At 48.3% G+C, this 15,350-nt stretch carries 11 protein-coding genes and 1 tRNA gene; 4 read left to right on the top strand and 8 right to left on the bottom strand.

Translation table 11 applies throughout. The features are described from left to right. Positions 1 to 66 precede the first annotated feature (66 nt). Entirely contained in the window at positions 67 to 2,457 is a 2,391-nt protein-coding gene (locus tag WBJ53_RS25480; protein ID WP_338871468.1) for a PAS domain S-box protein, read from the bottom strand. 334 nt (positions 2,458 to 2,791) lie between these two features. Between WBJ53_RS25480 and WBJ53_RS25475 the strand changes: the two genes are divergently transcribed. After that, positions 2,792 to 3,196 (top strand): hypothetical protein, encoded by a 405-nt coding sequence (locus WBJ53_RS25475; protein ID WP_338871466.1) that lies wholly within the window; start codon positions 2,792 to 2,794, stop codon positions 3,194 to 3,196. Between the two features lie 144 nt (positions 3,197 to 3,340). Here the strand turns inward: WBJ53_RS25475 and WBJ53_RS25470 are convergent, their stop codons facing one another. Both WBJ53_RS25470 and WBJ53_RS25465 read right to left on the bottom strand, forming a co-directional pair. Next, a complete protein-coding gene (locus WBJ53_RS25470; protein WP_338871464.1) occupies positions 3,341 to 4,546 on the bottom strand; it encodes a PQQ-dependent sugar dehydrogenase in 1,206 nt (401 codons plus the stop codon). Positions 4,547 to 4,803: 257 nt separating this feature from the next. Continuing rightward, a tRNA-Asp gene (locus WBJ53_RS25465) sits at positions 4,804 to 4,880 on the bottom strand. 264 nt (positions 4,881 to 5,144) lie between these two features. Here WBJ53_RS25465 and WBJ53_RS25460 point away from each other — a divergent pair. After that, positions 5,145 to 5,684 carry a PAS domain-containing protein gene (locus WBJ53_RS25460; RefSeq protein WP_338871462.1) on the top strand — a complete coding sequence of 180 codons (540 nt, stop codon included), beginning with the start codon at positions 5,145 to 5,147 and terminating at the stop codon, positions 5,682 to 5,684. Between the two features lie 28 nt (positions 5,685 to 5,712). Here WBJ53_RS25460 and WBJ53_RS25455 read toward each other — a convergent pair whose 3' ends face one another. Then, positions 5,713 to 5,880 carry a hypothetical protein gene (locus WBJ53_RS25455; protein ID WP_338871460.1) on the bottom strand — a complete coding sequence of 56 codons (168 nt, stop codon included), beginning with the start codon at positions 5,878 to 5,880 and terminating at the stop codon, positions 5,713 to 5,715. A 130-nt stretch (positions 5,881 to 6,010) separates the two neighbouring features. Here WBJ53_RS25455 and WBJ53_RS25450 point away from each other — a divergent pair, with 130 nt between their 5' ends. Continuing rightward, positions 6,011 to 6,994 carry an alpha/beta hydrolase gene (locus WBJ53_RS25450; RefSeq protein ID WP_338871458.1) on the top strand — a complete coding sequence of 328 codons (984 nt, stop codon included), beginning with the start codon at positions 6,011 to 6,013 and terminating at the stop codon, positions 6,992 to 6,994. On the opposite strand, the gene WBJ53_RS25445 is transcribed toward WBJ53_RS25450, so the two are convergent. The 4 genes from WBJ53_RS25445 to tsaD form a co-directional block, all read right to left on the bottom strand. Beyond that, entirely contained in the window at positions 6,991 to 7,383 is a 393-nt protein-coding gene (locus tag WBJ53_RS25445) for a VOC family protein (protein WP_338871456.1), read from the bottom strand. The two genes, WBJ53_RS25450 and WBJ53_RS25445, sit on opposite strands and share 4 nt — an antisense overlap. A gap of 83 nt (positions 7,384 to 7,466) precedes the next feature. After that, positions 7,467 to 8,294: a hypothetical protein gene (locus WBJ53_RS25440; RefSeq protein WP_338871454.1), complete on the bottom strand. Its 828-nt coding sequence runs from the start codon at positions 8,292 to 8,294 to the stop codon at positions 7,467 to 7,469. A gap of 73 nt (positions 8,295 to 8,367) precedes the next feature. Further along, on the bottom strand, positions 8,368 to 9,258 hold the full coding sequence (locus tag WBJ53_RS25435; RefSeq protein WP_338871452.1) for an MOSC N-terminal beta barrel domain-containing protein: 891 nt from the start codon (positions 9,256 to 9,258) through the stop codon (positions 8,368 to 8,370). Between the two features lie 102 nt (positions 9,259 to 9,360). Continuing rightward, positions 9,361 to 10,380 carry a tRNA (adenosine(37)-N6)-threonylcarbamoyltransferase complex transferase subunit TsaD gene (gene tsaD / locus WBJ53_RS25430; RefSeq protein ID WP_338871450.1) on the bottom strand — a complete coding sequence of 340 codons (1,020 nt, stop codon included), beginning with the start codon at positions 10,378 to 10,380 and terminating at the stop codon, positions 9,361 to 9,363. Between the two features lie 218 nt (positions 10,381 to 10,598). Here tsaD and WBJ53_RS25425 point away from each other — a divergent pair, with 218 nt between their 5' ends. Then, complete coding sequence (locus tag WBJ53_RS25425; protein WP_338871448.1) at positions 10,599 to 15,233, top strand: translocation/assembly module TamB domain-containing protein; 4,635 nt, start codon at positions 10,599 to 10,601, stop codon at positions 15,231 to 15,233. Positions 15,234 to 15,350: the final 117 nt, after the last annotated feature.

Below are 15,350 nucleotides of genomic sequence, written 5' to 3'. Positions count from 1 at the left end.
ATGTAGTGAGTAAGATAGTGTATAAAACTACTAGATAAACAGATTGGATGCCAGAATATAGCGGTATCAGATTGGCAGGAAAACACTGAACGTTGCCCCTTTGTTGGGGTGGCTGGTTGCTGTGATGGCTCCCCCATGATTATCGACAACTTTTTCGCAAATGGCCAACCCTATGCCGGTTCCTGCATATTGGTTTTTGCCGTGTAGTCGCTGAAAAACCTGGAAAATACGGTCAAGGTATTTTTCGTCGAATCCGATGCCATTGTCGATAACATCGATCCGGTAGTAGGAGGCAGCCATTCGGGTTGGAGTTACCGATGGAGGTAAATCAGCAGCCGCAACTTGTTGAGCCCTAATTCGAATGACGGGTTCAACGTCGGGCCGACGAAATTTCAGGGCATTGCTCAGCAGATTCTGAAACAACTGCCCCAACTGCGATCGGTCGCCCTGCACAGTCGGTAAAGAATCGACACGAATGGTGGCATTGGTTTCCTGAATCCGCAGATCCAGATCGAGCAACACCGTACTGACAATGTCTGTCAGCGATACCAGCGTAATGGTTTCTTTTCGGGTTGAAATCCGGGAAAACGCCAGCAGGTCTTTTATCAATGTCGACATCCGGTAGGCGGCCTGCTGCATACGCAGGATATAATCGGCTCCTTCGCCCAATTGGGCCATATAATGCGCCTGGAGTAAATCGCCAAATTGCTGAACCTTACGCAATGGTTCCTGCAAATCGTGGCTGGCGATGTAGGCAAACTGTTCGAGATTCTGGTTCGAGCGGGTAAGTAGTTTATTAAATTCGGCCAACTCCTGATTAGAGGCTTCGAGGGCTTCGGTTCGTTCCTGAACCTGCTGCTCCAGCGCTAACTGCAAACTTTTCTGAACGGTGATATCCTGTGCCGTACCAATCATTTTATAGGCTTTTCCCAACTTGTCGAAGTAGGTTTTAGCCTGTGCATGAATGATTCGGCATTGGCCTGTTCGCGCATTTTCAATAGTATGTACTTCATTGTAGAGCCCATCGGTTTCGGGGCGCATCGCTTTTTCGAGCGCTAACCGGATACGTTCCCGATCATTTTCTGGAATATGGTCAGTAATTTGCTGTAAAGGCTGTTCATTGTCTGACAGGCCAATCCATTCCTTCATCCGATCGCTATACGTAACCCGATTGCTGGTCAGATCAATTTCCCAGGGAGCCAGTTCTGCCAGCTCAACGGCTCTCCGCAGCGACTCTTCGGCTTCTTCTACCTTTTGCCGGGCCAGCACCTGTTCCGTTATTTCAGTAGCCGTAACCATCATGCCATAAATTTCGCCCGATGTGTTGCGCAAAGCATTGTATACATAGTTGTAGTAGCCCGTATACAGTTGGCCATATTTGATCAGCTCAATTTTTTCTTCGGACTGGACATACATTTCGCCCGTGGCCAATACGTGTTTCATCCGTTCCAAAAGCGGAGTCTGTGTTAGTTCGGGTAAGGCTTCAACAAACCGCATACCGGCTATCGACGTATCTCGCCCCAGCATTTTAAGCATATTCTGATTAACTCGTTCGATCACCATATCGTCGCCAACGAAGACAATTTTGGCAACGGGTGAATTATCGATGATGCTACGGGAAAACAATTCGCTTTCTTCCAGTTTCTGGCGGGCAATAACCTGTTCCGTAACATCGACGGCCATATCCATAATGGCATAAACATCACCGGCGGCATTGAGCAGCGGTTTATAGGTGAAATCGAAATAATAGGTTCCGGGTTTGCCGTCGACAACGAGATTGGCTTTAGACGCCGAAGCATGGTAAGTCTGTCCGGTCGTGAAAACGTTATCCAGAATATCCAGAAAAGGTTGCCCAACCAGCTCCGGAATGGCTTCGGTCAGGGGCCTGTTCAGTACGCTGTCGCCTTTCCCCCAAAATTTCATCATGGCTTCATTGGCTACTTCAATAACCATATTGCGGCCAACAAATAAACAGGTGGCTACAGGAGCTTCTTCAATCAGACTTCTAAAGCGTTGCTCACTGGCTTCCAGTTTCTGATTCTGTATATCTTTGGTAACATCCTGAGCCACACCCGCAAAACGGTAAACGTCTCCCTGGTCGTTGAAGTAGCTGCGGCCAATAAATCGAACCCAGCGGAATAGCCCATCGTGAGCCCCAATGGTGCGATGGGTAACATCATAAGTGCCAGTAGAGCCGCGGTTCATTGCCCAGCCGATGGCGTCATCGACCCGAGCAACATCGTCTGGATGAATATAACGCAGTACCTGCTCATAGGATAGCAGATCGCCGGTTGTGAGTCCAAAGAGTTCCCGGCACCGGTCGTCGAAGGTAAACTGGCGTGTAATCGGATCAAGTTCCCATACGCCCAGGCGGGCCGCTTTCAGCGCAAAATTTACATCTAAACGCTCGCTGAGCGCTTTACTTTCATCAGTAGAGGATGCTGTTTTGCCAGTCATTGGCTAGTCATTGATTGATAGCCTAAATATACTCTTCAAGCTAGTGTAGTGAAAATAGATTGGACAAAGTATCCTTTTACATAGTGCAACCAGTTTCTTATAAACGTTCCTGAAGGAGTAACAGTTTTATGAGTTTTTTTTAGGGGCATTTGATTAATCATAGATAATGCACTGTGTAAGAAAGGTAACATCACAAGTTGCTATCTTTGCCAGGCATCAGTAGTCGATTCATGATTGAAGCGATAAGCACTGTTTGGTTTAACTCCGATTAGGCCGACCGCCGTTAGCGGAGTTGATCTGGTTTTGTTTGCAATACAATCCTACCTCTGTCCGAATGCGTCTGACGTATATACTACTTTTGCTTGGTATTGCTTTGGTGTTTTATTTGAGCTGGGTACCCGACCCGCGACTGAATTTAGTATGGTTTGTGCCACACTGGGTTGCCCGCTGGACCGACAGTCATGCCAATGATGATTTGCGAACAGCGGTGCCGTTTTTGTTTTTAGGAGCTTTTGCCGGGTCCATTATAGCAAGTCGCCAACAGTCGCCCTATTGGTGGATTATCTGGTGGCTGATTCTGATTGGCGTTGTATTTATTGCGGAAATTGGTCAGCTTTTGCTGCCGAAACGCCATTTTACGTGGGCCGATATTGGCTGGGGCGCACTGGGAGCTTTTGTTGGCTTAGGGGCAGCGTTGATGCTACAGCTAATGAAGAGCCACAGGGCCGATAATGGTTAAGAGTAAGCTACCTGCAAAACAAACTACTGGAGACAAGCCTAAAGGGTTCTGTAGGCTATAATACCCTGAAAAAATAAGCCAGAGTTTAGCACCTATTCCATAAAAATGCCAGAGCCTGCTCGTTAGCAGGCTCTGGCTGAAGTATTATTTCTTATCGATTCGATAAAGTCTACCCTGATCGGTAATGGCATACAAGGCACCGTCGTTGCCCTGAGTTATATCCCGAAAGCGTTGGTATTCGTTGCCTAACAGGCGCTCTTCGCCCACCACTTTGTTGTCTTTGATCACAAGCCGAGCAATGTGCATTCCACTCAGCGTGCCAACAAAGAGATTGTTCTTCCATTCAGGAATTCGATTGCTGCTATAGAAGGTCATACCGCTGGGCGAAACCGATGGGTCCCAATAATAAACCGGTTGTTCAAGACCGGCTTTTTGCTGAATGCCTTCCCCCACTTTTTCGCCACTGTATTCAATGCCATACGTAATGGTTGGCCAGCCATAATTTTTACCGGGTTCGATGTGGTTGATCTCGTCGCCACCTCTGGGCCCAAACTCACCTTCCCACAAATCGCCCGATACCGGATCGAAGGCCAGGCTCTGCACATTCCGATGTCCGTATGAATACAACTCGGGGCGAGTGCCTGCCTGGCTGGCAAACGGATTGCCCGGAGCAGGTTGCCCATCTTTAGTGATCCGAATCACCTTTCCAAGTCCAGAATTGAGCGATTGCGCTTGCGGGCGGGTCACTTTGTCTGACCGTTCGCCGGTGCTGATGATCAGATTTCCACCTTTATCAATCAGAATACGGCCGCCATAATGCAGATTGCCATTATAGGCTGGTGTTGCCCGGTAAATGACCGTAGCGCCTTCAATCTTTTTTTCGTCGGCCGATAACTTCCCTTTCGCAACAGCGGTAACATTACCCGTCGAACCTGGCTCCGAAAACACCCAGTATACCATCCGGTTTGTTTCGAACGCCGGATCGACGCGAATACCTAACAGCCCTCCCTGCCCCGACGGATTTACTTTAGGAATTCCGGTAATGGGATCGCTAACCTTTCCGGCTGGGGTTGCAATACGCATGGTTCCTTCTTTTTCGGTAATAAGTAACCGACCGTCGGGCAGGCTCGTAATACCCCACGGACTTTTCAGCGTTTCTGTCAGAACCTTGCCTTCGTAGTTGGTCGATGTTTTGACAGCGGCTACTCTGGTTTGTCCTGCAAAGGCTGGTTTGTAGTTCGAATTAGGGTCTTTTGTTTCCACGGAGGCCGAGTTACTGGATGTACTCTGACCACAGGCGGTGAGCGTTAGTGAAACGCCCGTAAGAAAGATGAGAATTGGACTGTTCATTTTTTATAGATGAATTGTTTGTGCAATGTCGGTCGGACTATGCAATAATAATAGGCTTTTCGCTACGCTGGCATGGCTCATCGGTAAAACGGTTAAGCCGATATAATAATGTTGCCTATACTGGACCCTGTTGTGGAGATAGATACTACCATTAATAGGATTGGGGAACGCGTAAAATTTGTCCTTGATCCCCCTTACAATGGTGTACCTAATAACAAAAAAAAGCACTTACCATTACTGATAAGTGCTTTTTTTGTTGGCGGTCCGGACGGGGCTCGAACCCGCGACCCCCTGCGTGACAGGCAGGTATTCTAACCAACTGAACTACCGAACCATTTCTGATCTTGGAGACTGTTGCCAGTCGTTTTCCTAAATCGTGGCACAAAAGTAGGCGCTTTCTGTGTTACACGCAAGAGGAGATGTAAAAAAAATAATGTCTTTTGACTGGTTAGAGGGTAGAGCCATTGGCTATCAGCCTATTCCTATTGAAATTTTTTTTTCGATGGACTTTACCTCTGCCCTATTGACGCTACTTTAATTAGGTTTTGCTAGTGCTACCTGCTATCTTTCCTATGAAAACCCTTTCCTCTCCGATGTTATGCTTACATCCGAATCCTATGCAGAACTCGTGAACAAGGTCTATAGTCGGTCTCGGCAGGAAGGAAATCGATCATATCCTGTTGCCTGTTTTGAGATCTTTATGTTGGCTCAGGCGCAGCAACGAGCCAGCCGTAAAGAGGCAGACCTGTTTCGACAACTAGGCGAGATTTTTGACTGGAATATGTCCCGGCGGCAGCGTAATGCCTATGTGAAGAAATTGCTGGCTGGCTCAACGCTGATACTGACCGATCTGTCGAAAACTATTTTATGGACCAGTCGGAATTTTCTGACTATGACGGGCTATTCGCATAAAGAAGCCATCGGACAAACGCCACGGATGCTACAGGGACCAGATACCGATCCCGCAACATTATTACGCGTTCGGGAGTCGCTTCGGCGGGCTAATCCGGTAAAAGCCGATCTATTAAATTACCGCAAGGGCGGAGAATCTTATCTGTGTCGGCTACAAATCGACCCCCTCTACGATAATAATGGTGAGTTAACCCATTTTCTGGCGGTAGAAAATGAAGTGAAATAAATGTCCCGCAGGCGCATGACACGGCTCCCTATTTTTGGGCCGTATTCGTTTCTTCTGTTGTCTTTTTTGGCGCGCCTTTCTCACCAAGAGCAATACGGGTTTCCTGAAGTGTTGCCGAATCGCCAGGGGTATCCGAAGCAGGTTGATCCAGATCAATTTCGCTAAGTTGAGCAGGAACGTCGGCTTTCTCTTTCATAACGTTTTGCTGTTTTTTCTGCCAAACAAGGCAGTTCAATCTTAATAATGTTTGCCGTTTAGAAAGCTTTCGGGCGCTTCGTAAACCTTTGGCCGCCGATTTGCAGTTATACAATCACACGACACTGCATATGAAACGGTTTTTGCTTGTTCTTCGCTGGAGTTTGCTTACAATTCTGGTTTTGGCTTCTGGTACATTAGTTGTTGCCTGGTTTATTGATTTTAGACAGACGGATGAGGAATTGATCGCAGAGTTTCGCGGCCAACGAATACAGCCTAAAGTACACTATTACCAGGTAAAGCTGGGGCATGAGTCCATGCGTACAATCCGCTTTATGGAAACACCGGCTCTGCCCGGCGATTCGGCATTGCCTGTTGTGTTGTTTGTGCACGGAGCACCTAGTTCACTTTCGTTTTTTAATGAATTCTTTAAAGATACCAGCCTGCTGAACCGGGCCCAATTGGTGGCTGTAGACCGACCGGGCTATGGTTATTCCGATTTTGGGCGGGTTGAAACATCTATTGTAAAACAAGCTAAGCTCTTGCAACCTTTGATCGACCGCTATAAAGATGCCCCCTATCTGATGGTTGTTGGCTCCTCATATGGCGGCTCTGTATCGGCTCGGTTGGCTATGAACAATCCAGATGCCGTCAATCATGTCGTGTTTGTGTCGTCGGCATTAGGGCCTGGTCTGGAACGAACATATCCCATTAGTCACTGGGTCGATACGCCCCTGTTGCGGTGGGGAATACCGCCACTGCTTCGCCTGGCAAACGACGAAAAACTGGCACACCGTAAAGCTTTGGAAGCTATTTTGCCTGATTGGCCCAAAATCAAGGCTAACATTACTATGTTGCACGGTCAGCGCGACGAACTGGTCTATCCAACCAATGTGTCATTTGCTCAGCACCATTTGATCAATGCTCGTGTAAAACAATTTCTTTTGCCCGAAAACCGCCATGACATTGTATTCAATAAACGCGAATACATGACCGATATTCTGCTGGAAATTCTGATGCATCGGGTGAAAACCAGAGAAGGGAAGCCCGACGAAATGGTTCTGAAAGACAAAAAAATAGCTAAAGGATTCTATTCGTCGGTTCTGATTCCCTAGCTGGTTATTTCGATTCTGTTTAGCTCTGGGTCGAGCACTACACTTTCGTAATAGCCATCACCCGTTCTCCGTGGTTCGCCCACGATGGTATAGCCATCGGCACGCAGTTGTTGGGTCAGATGATCGACTGTGGTTTCGCTGCCAACCGAAATGGCAAAATGGATTAGCCCCGAAAACTGAGCAAAGGGATCGTTTTGGGAGTCTGGGATACCGGTCATCTGCATTAGTTCGAGCCGGGAACCTCCGTCTGGAAACGTTAGAAAATAGGACGAAAAGCCCGTTTTGTCATTGATGTATTTAGCATTGGCAACGGCATTGAAATAGGTTTCGTAAAACTGCCGTAGCTGTTCCAGGTCGCGAACCCAAAGGGCTATATGATCGATTTTCATAAGACAAATATCGGGCAGAATTCGGAGGAGTTGCTTCAGCCAGATTGACTCGAATCAATACTGCATAACCCTACTATAGCTGCTTAGAGCACCAGCGCTGGAAACCAGAATACGGCATCGCCCAGCCAACGGTAGCGTTCATGGTTAAGAAAATAAGCCGGATAGCGCTGGATGCCGTATAAGGTTAAGCTCATAATGGCCAGCATGATGGCCGATCGTTGTGCAAAACGATCGACAGTAAAAAAGCAAAGCCCTAACCCTGTCGCAATAATCAGAAAGGTCAGCCAGCGCAATAGTGTATCGCTTCGATCGGCTCCCCAGACGGTCGCCAGCGAAAAGTCGGGCTGATTCGGAAATTCCTGATCTTCCATAACGGCAAATAGCAGTAGGTTCTGAAATGCAATACCCAAAAACATCAGGAACTCGACAAATTCAACCCCACTAAGCTTTGGCCGCTGAACCCACACACTGCCCCACACACCAACCGAATAAAGAACAGCTACCAACGGTTCTTTCAGGAGCAATGCCGGGTGCCGGGCCGGAAGCCGAAATACGGCACCTATATAGGCCGCACAAAAACCTCCCAGAACGATGCCAAATCTGATAACGCTACCCGGCAGAAAGAACGTCAGGACGAGGGCTAAAAGGGAAGCGCCCACTACTGCACGCCAGAGCAGGGGAGCATACCGATGGTGAAAGTTGTGCCGGGCTGTTGCCGAAAAGCCCGATTTACGAATGTCGAGCAGTCGATCGACCGTATAAATAATAAATACAACCAACGCCAGTACAATAGGTGTGGCCCAATGGACTGGCGATACGTCGGATAAGCGGGCGGCCATACGATTCGACAACACGGCTCCGAATACGACTGGTAGGCTCAGGTAATAAGCGTTGCGTAAAGGTGTAAGCAAAGGACTCTATTTACAGGTAACTAATAGCCATAAACTCCGAAAGTCTTTGTAGGTTTCAGGAGTCAATACGATTTCAGAAAACGGATACGGGCGGTGCCAGCCACGGCTCCTGACGGTGCAGTATCTCAACCGTTTGCCCAATCCGTAGAGCTCCCAGCGTGCCCGCCGTCATTGCTTCGGCCAGTACATTCTGGCCAAATAAAATTTTATTGTTCCAGTGCCGATAGGTGGCCAGTGTTCGGAGGGGCTCTTTGCCTTTGTGGCCCGTTGCCGGATCAATTGTTGTTAATACACAACGAGCACAGGGTTTAACACCATAAAAATCAATATCGTTGATGCGAAAATGCGCCCAGGTATCTTCATCATACGGATCGCTGCCCTTAACGACGATATTGGGGCGAAACCGAATCATACTGAGCGGTTGAGCCGGATGCTCGTGACTGGACGGCAACCGGCGATTCAGTTCGTCGAGCGACGATTCGCCAATCAGCAGATAGGGATAGCCATCGGCAAAGCTAACCGCATCGTGCTGGCGGGCATACCTGGGATCGACAGTGCGGTGCGTGCTTTCGGGCATGAACACCAACCGGCACAATTGGCCAAGCGCATTGGAAAACCATTGGTCGGCATGTTCGCCAACGGTAACGGCCGGAACGTTATGACTATCCCAGATGCTAACCTGCATTGTTTCCTGATCGTGGGGTCGATCGGCTGGGAGTAACGGCAGTTCCAGTACATTATCGGGCTGGTTGCGGTGCCATACCCGTAGTTGAGTACCCTCAATGGCCACATCAATCAGCGCCATCTGTTGATTTGCCCGCTGGGTAATAAACTGACCATCGGGCGAAACAAGCATAAAACGGCGGTCGAAACGCAATCCTTTGGCTTCAACAACCGCTTCTGTTACCGAAATACCACCGAGCGATTTGATGGGATAAATATGGAGTTCCGATATGGTTATCATGGCTGGTGGGGAATAGTATTCGGTTTACGGTTGCTTCGCATAAGAGCAAACATCCTTCTCGCGCAACGCAACCGTAAACCGAATACCGTAAATCATAAATGGTTAAAAACTCATTCTGGGCAATGGGCTAACAGTTTGATCAGTAAAATCACCCTGTATGTATTTAAAATGAGCAGCCATCGCAATCATGGCTGCGTTGTCGGTACAGTACTCAAAACGAGGAATATAGATAGTCCAGTTTTGCTCGGTGCCCAGTTGGGTCAATGCTGATCGAAGCCCACTGTTTGCCGATACGCCACCCGCAATAGCAATATCGCGAATACCAGTTTCGCGAGCAGCCCGCTTTAGTTTTGTGAGCAGCATTTGCACCAGCGTATGCTGGATGCTGGCGCAAATATCGGGTAGATTTTGCGTAATAAAGTCGGGATTCGCTCGAACATTGTCGCGGAGAAAATATAAAATGGCTGTTTTAATACCACTAAATGAAAAATCCAGACCCGGCATTTCGCCCATAGGGAATTTATAGGCCAGCGGATTGCCCGTTCTGGCATAGTTGTCGATCAGTGGTCCGCCCGGATATGGCAGATTGAGCAACTTTGCCGATTTATCGAACGCTTCGCCAACCGCGTCGTCCTGAGTTTGGCCGATAACCTCCATGTCGAGTGGACTGTTGATCTGAACCAGTTGCGTATGCCCTCCGCTCACGGTCAGACACAGAAACGGAAAGCTGGGTTTGGGTTTCGGAGATGCACCCTCCTGGTCATCGATGAAGTGAGCCAGAATGTGAGCCTGCATATGATTGACCTCAATTAGCGGGATGTTCAGGCCCAGCGCCAGTGCTTTAGCAAACGAAGCGCCAACCAGCAATGAACCCAGTAAACCCGGACCACGCGTAAAAGCAATGGCCGACAGGTCGGTTTTGGCTATATTTGCGTCGGCTAACGCTCGGGCCACAACCGGTAAAATATGCTGTTGATGGGCGCGGGAGGCCAGCTCAGGCACTACTCCGCCATACTGTTCATGAACCAACTGCGTAGCAATGATATTGGATTTGAGCTGACCGTCAGCTAAAACGGCAGCCGATGTCTCGTCGCAGGAAGATTCAATGGCTAAAATATTCACCGTACAAAACTAATAGATAATGATTGTTGTAGAATATATAATGGAAGTTGATACTAAACCGTTCCCTCTGGTAGTTGTCTGATGAACATAGTATGAATGTCATTGGTGCATAAGTCATTCGTCATTACTGGAAATAATAAATGACGAATCTTTAATAACAAGTCTAAACGGTAACGGTTTTTCTGTTAATCATTGTATATTAGGCATTTCTGGCCCGAATGCGTCAATTCTTCGCCATATTCCTTAAAACACTGCTCTACCTGCTACTAACGGTAACGGGCTTGCTGCTAGGCATTGTGCTGGGGCTGCAAATACCGGCTGTACAGACTCGGGTGGTGAGCGAATTGGCCACGCGCTTATCCGATAAACTCCAGTTTCCGGTTGATATTCAGGGTGTTTCAATTAAATGGTTCGATTCGGTTACGTTGACCGGAATTCGTATTCGCGATCGCGAAGGGCGTCCAATGATTCAGGTTGGACGGCTCGATGCCGATTACGATCTGCAAAATCTTATCGATTCATCAGCACATACTATTCATCTGGACGAAATAGTGCTATATCGCCCAGATGTACGGATGATCAAAAATCCGAAAACGGGCGATACGAATCTCGATGAATTTATTGCCCGTATCGAAGAACTGACATCCGATCCAACAAAGCCCAGTATTCCTGATCAGAACGTTCCGTTTACGGTTAGCCACATCCACCTGGTTGAAGGAGCTTACACGCTCGAAGACCCGCGTGAGCCCTTCATGCACGATCGTAACCGCTTCGATTACAACCATTTTACCCTGAAAAACCTGACCGCCGAAGTTAGCAATTTTCTGGTGCTTGGCGATACCATTGCCCTTGACCTTAAGGGCTTATCGGGCTTTGATCGGGACTCGAAAATTAAAATACGAAAGCTCGATACACAGTTTTTGTACTGTAATACAAAAATGGAGCTGGCGAAGCTCGATGCGCATATCGGCAACTCGATTATTAGGAACAATATCACATTTCTATACGACAAACCATCGGCATTTGGTGATTTCAACAGCCGTGTGCTGATGCATGCAAACTTCCGCGATAGTGAAGTGAAGTCGAACGATTTAGGCTACTTTTCCGAATACCTGCGCGAACTGAACGAAACCTGGTTTCTGACGGGTGTATTTACGGGTACAGTCAATGACTTTCGATTGAGTCGTACGGATCTTCGATTTGGGGCTGGAGCCCGTAGCCGGTTGGCGGGAACAATAGCCTGGAAAGGATTGCCCGATATTGACCGTACAACTGTTGATTTCGACTTTACACCGTCGGAGGTGAATATGGCCGATATTCGGCAGTATTATCCCGATACCGCATTTAATCATACGATTCAAAAATTGGGTACGGTGGCCTTCAAAACCACATTTGTAGGCGCATTCGATAATTTTAAGGCAAAGGGCGAATTTCGGACCAGCATCGGCACCGTAATAGGTGATTTGGCCTTGAAGCTGGCCGATAACTCCGACCAGACAACCTATACGGCTAACCTGCGGAGTGAAAATCTGGAGATCGGGCAACTAATTGACCAGCCAGCCCAATTTGGTAAGCTGGATGGCGAAGGAAAAATAGTTGGTCATGGCACTGATATCGAACGAGCCAGTATTGACATCGATAGCCGGTTGAGCCGTTTTGGCTGGCAGGGCTACGATTATCGGAACGTAGCGGCCCGTGGAAATTTACAGAAGGCATTTTTTCAGGGGCAGTTGGATCTGAGCGACCCTAACCTGAATTTTTCGCTGTCGGGTGAGTTTAATTTGCGGAAGCCACGAAACCGATACGACATACAAGGAGTTGTTCGACACGCCGATTTGCGGGCCATGGGCTATTTGTCTGATTCGCTGGTTGTTAAAACCGATCTGGATCTGAAGCTGGAGGGTAATACGCTCGATGATATTGTGGGTAATGCCAGTTTTTATAATAGTGAGGTTAGCCTGAATAAACGTAACCTGAACATCGGTACGCTGACCCTGCTGTCGTCTATTGAACGGCGCGACTCAATTGGCACGCAACGTTATTTTGACCTTAATTCGGATTTTCTGACGACACGCCTTCAGGGTAACTTTCAGCCTCAGCAAACGATTGATGACCTGACCCGGCTGGTGCGCGAATACCAGATGCATTTTGCGGGTGATGCGGCTGGTATGAAAGCCTATTATGAGCAGAGAAAACAACAGCTCAGTAAGCGAAAAAATGTTCTTTTTGAGCGATATACTATCGATTATCAGTTTATTGCCAAAGATATTGATCCATTAATCGCTTTCCTGAATCCCAGGATTTATATAGCTCCGGCTTCGCGGCTGGAAGGCCGATTTACGGAAGATAATACTGCCTTCCTGACTGCCACCGTTAAAACCGACTCCTTGCGATTCGGGAAGCTGGGTTTTGGCCCCAGCGATCTGGACCTGACAACATCGAAATTTACCTACGACGGCGACGTTTTGGCGTCGGCCATTCTGACCTCACAGCGGCAGACGTTAAGTTCGTTATTGCCAACCCGTAATTGGCAGGCCGAAGCATCGTGGGATGTCGATCACATCAACTTTACCAGCAGTATTGAACAGGTAGGCAGCACAAATCGGGCCGAGTTGAACGGTACGATGCGGTTCAAGGGCGATGCCGTCGATCTGACGTTTAACCGATCGAAGGTGCGGGTGCTGGATGGTGACTGGACGCTTAACCCGGCCAGCCTGATTCGGAAAGTGGGTGATGAGTATACTGTTCAGAATCTGTCGGTCGAAAACCTGGATCAATTGATTCGGGTGTCGGGTAAATTATCGGCCGATTCAGTTCAGCGGATGAATCTGCAAGCGCAGAATTTTCTGCTCCGGTCGTTGAATCCTTTGTTACGCACAAAGTTGGGCGGAACGCTCAATGGGACCGCAACCATACGCGACGTATATGCAACCCCCATTATCGAAAGCGAATTTACGGTTGATACACTCTCCTACGAAAAAGCGCTGGTAGGAAATCTGCACGGCCGGGCAGCCTGGGATCAGGCAACGCAACGACTCAATGTGAATGCTAATCTGAACCGGAATGGAACCGATGTGCTGACGCTTACGGGTACTTACAAACCCGAATTGAAAACCGACCCCCTGGCGTTGAAGGCAAATGTCAATAATGCCGATCTGCATATACTGGAAGCCTTCACAACGGATTTGTTCTCGAATTTGGGTGGAACGGCAGCCGGTGTTGTGGCTATTTCGGGTACACCCGGTGCGCCCATACTAAATGGCGACGTAACCATAACGGGTGGCCGTGGCCGATTTGATTACCTCAAGGTCGACTTTACATTTGATGACAAAATTTATTTTGGCGAAAACGAAATCATTGCCCGAAAACTAACCCTGCGTGACCCCGACGGTAATACGGCTCAGGTTCGGGGGGGTGTTTATCACGACGGATTTCGCTACTTTACATTGGGGTTCGATGCCGATCTGAAAAATTTTAAAATTCTAAATACAACCGTTAAAGACAACGACCTGTTCTACGGGCAGGCGGTTGTTACGGGAAAGGCCGAACTTTATGGCCCACTCGATAATCTCACTATTCGGGCTAACGTTGCCAGTAATAAAGGCACTCGGATCTATATTCCGCTGGATGGGGCCGCAACGGTTTCGTCCGACGACCAGATACGGTTTGTGAACCGGGGCGCTATGCCGACCAGCCAGACGGCCACAGCCGTTGCCAAGTCGGACGCTGCACCAGCCATCGATCTGTCGCGGATTCAGATGGACTTTAACTTCGACATTACCCCCGATGCTTATTGCGAAATTCAGTTCGACCGTCAGACTGGCGATATTATCAAAGCCTATGGACAGGGGCGTCTGGCCATGAAAGTCGATACCAAAGGCGATTTTACCATGACGGGCAACTATGAAATCCAGCAGGGTGAATACACCTTCACGTTTCAGAATATTATTAACAAACGTTTCCAGATTCGACCCAATAGCCGCATTACCTGGACAGGTGATCCCTACGGTGCGTTGCTGGATGTAACGGCTGCCTATACGCAATACACGTCACTTTCGCCCTTGCTGGCTACATCGAGTACCAGCACTGATCAGACTCGCCGATATCCAGTCGATCTGGTAATTAAGCTAAACGGCGATCTGGGTTCGCCAACAATCAGCTATGATCTGGACATCAAAGAATATCCGGCGTCTTCCGACTTCCGACAGGCCGTTACGGCCTTCAAATCACGGATTCAGAGCAACGATCAGGAACTGACCCGGCAAGTGAGCAGTGTATTACTTTTTAATCAGCTCCTGCCCGAAGGAACCAACCTTTTCGACCAGGGGCAGGTTAACTCCGGGGTAGCTAATAGCGTTAGTGAATTAATCTCGAATCAGATTAGCCGACTGGCATCGAACCTGAATGAAAACCTCGATATTGGCGTGTCGATTGGTGGATTTACGAGCAATACCCAAAACGAAAACCTGCTAAACAACCTGCAACTGCGGTTTTCGTATCGGCTGCTTAATGACCGGTTGCGGATTAGTCGCGATGGCGGATTTACGTACGGTCAGAGCCAGTACAATGCGGCTAGTTTACTCGGCGAATGGACACTGGAGTATTTCATTACACCCGATGGTAAGTTTCGGGCGAAGGTATATAACCGGAATCAGACGAGTATTCTTGGGCAGTATGGCGTCAATAGCACCATCACAACGGGGGGCGGGCTGAGTTTCCTTTATACACGCTCCTTTAACCGGCTCTTTGGCGGCAAACGCACAACGCCCGGCCTGGTTCCCGACAAACCCGTTAGCGAACCTGAACCTGTTTTGCCAACGCTATCGGTAGGTAGTGGCCGATCAGCTTTTTAATCAGTTATTGATGTTGATTTTGGTCTACGTAGCTTACCCGCTGCTTCACCATTAATGACTTGGCTATTCAGGTCAACGTCTAAACGCCATTACATTCGTAAATAGCCTAAGGAGTTC

Source organism: Spirosoma sp. SC4-14, from assembly GCF_037201965.1.
Lineage (GTDB): Bacteria > Bacteroidota > Bacteroidia > Cytophagales > Spirosomataceae > Spirosoma.
The sequence above is the reverse complement of the archived record's forward strand: the minus strand, read 5'-3'. Positions and strand labels throughout refer to the sequence as shown.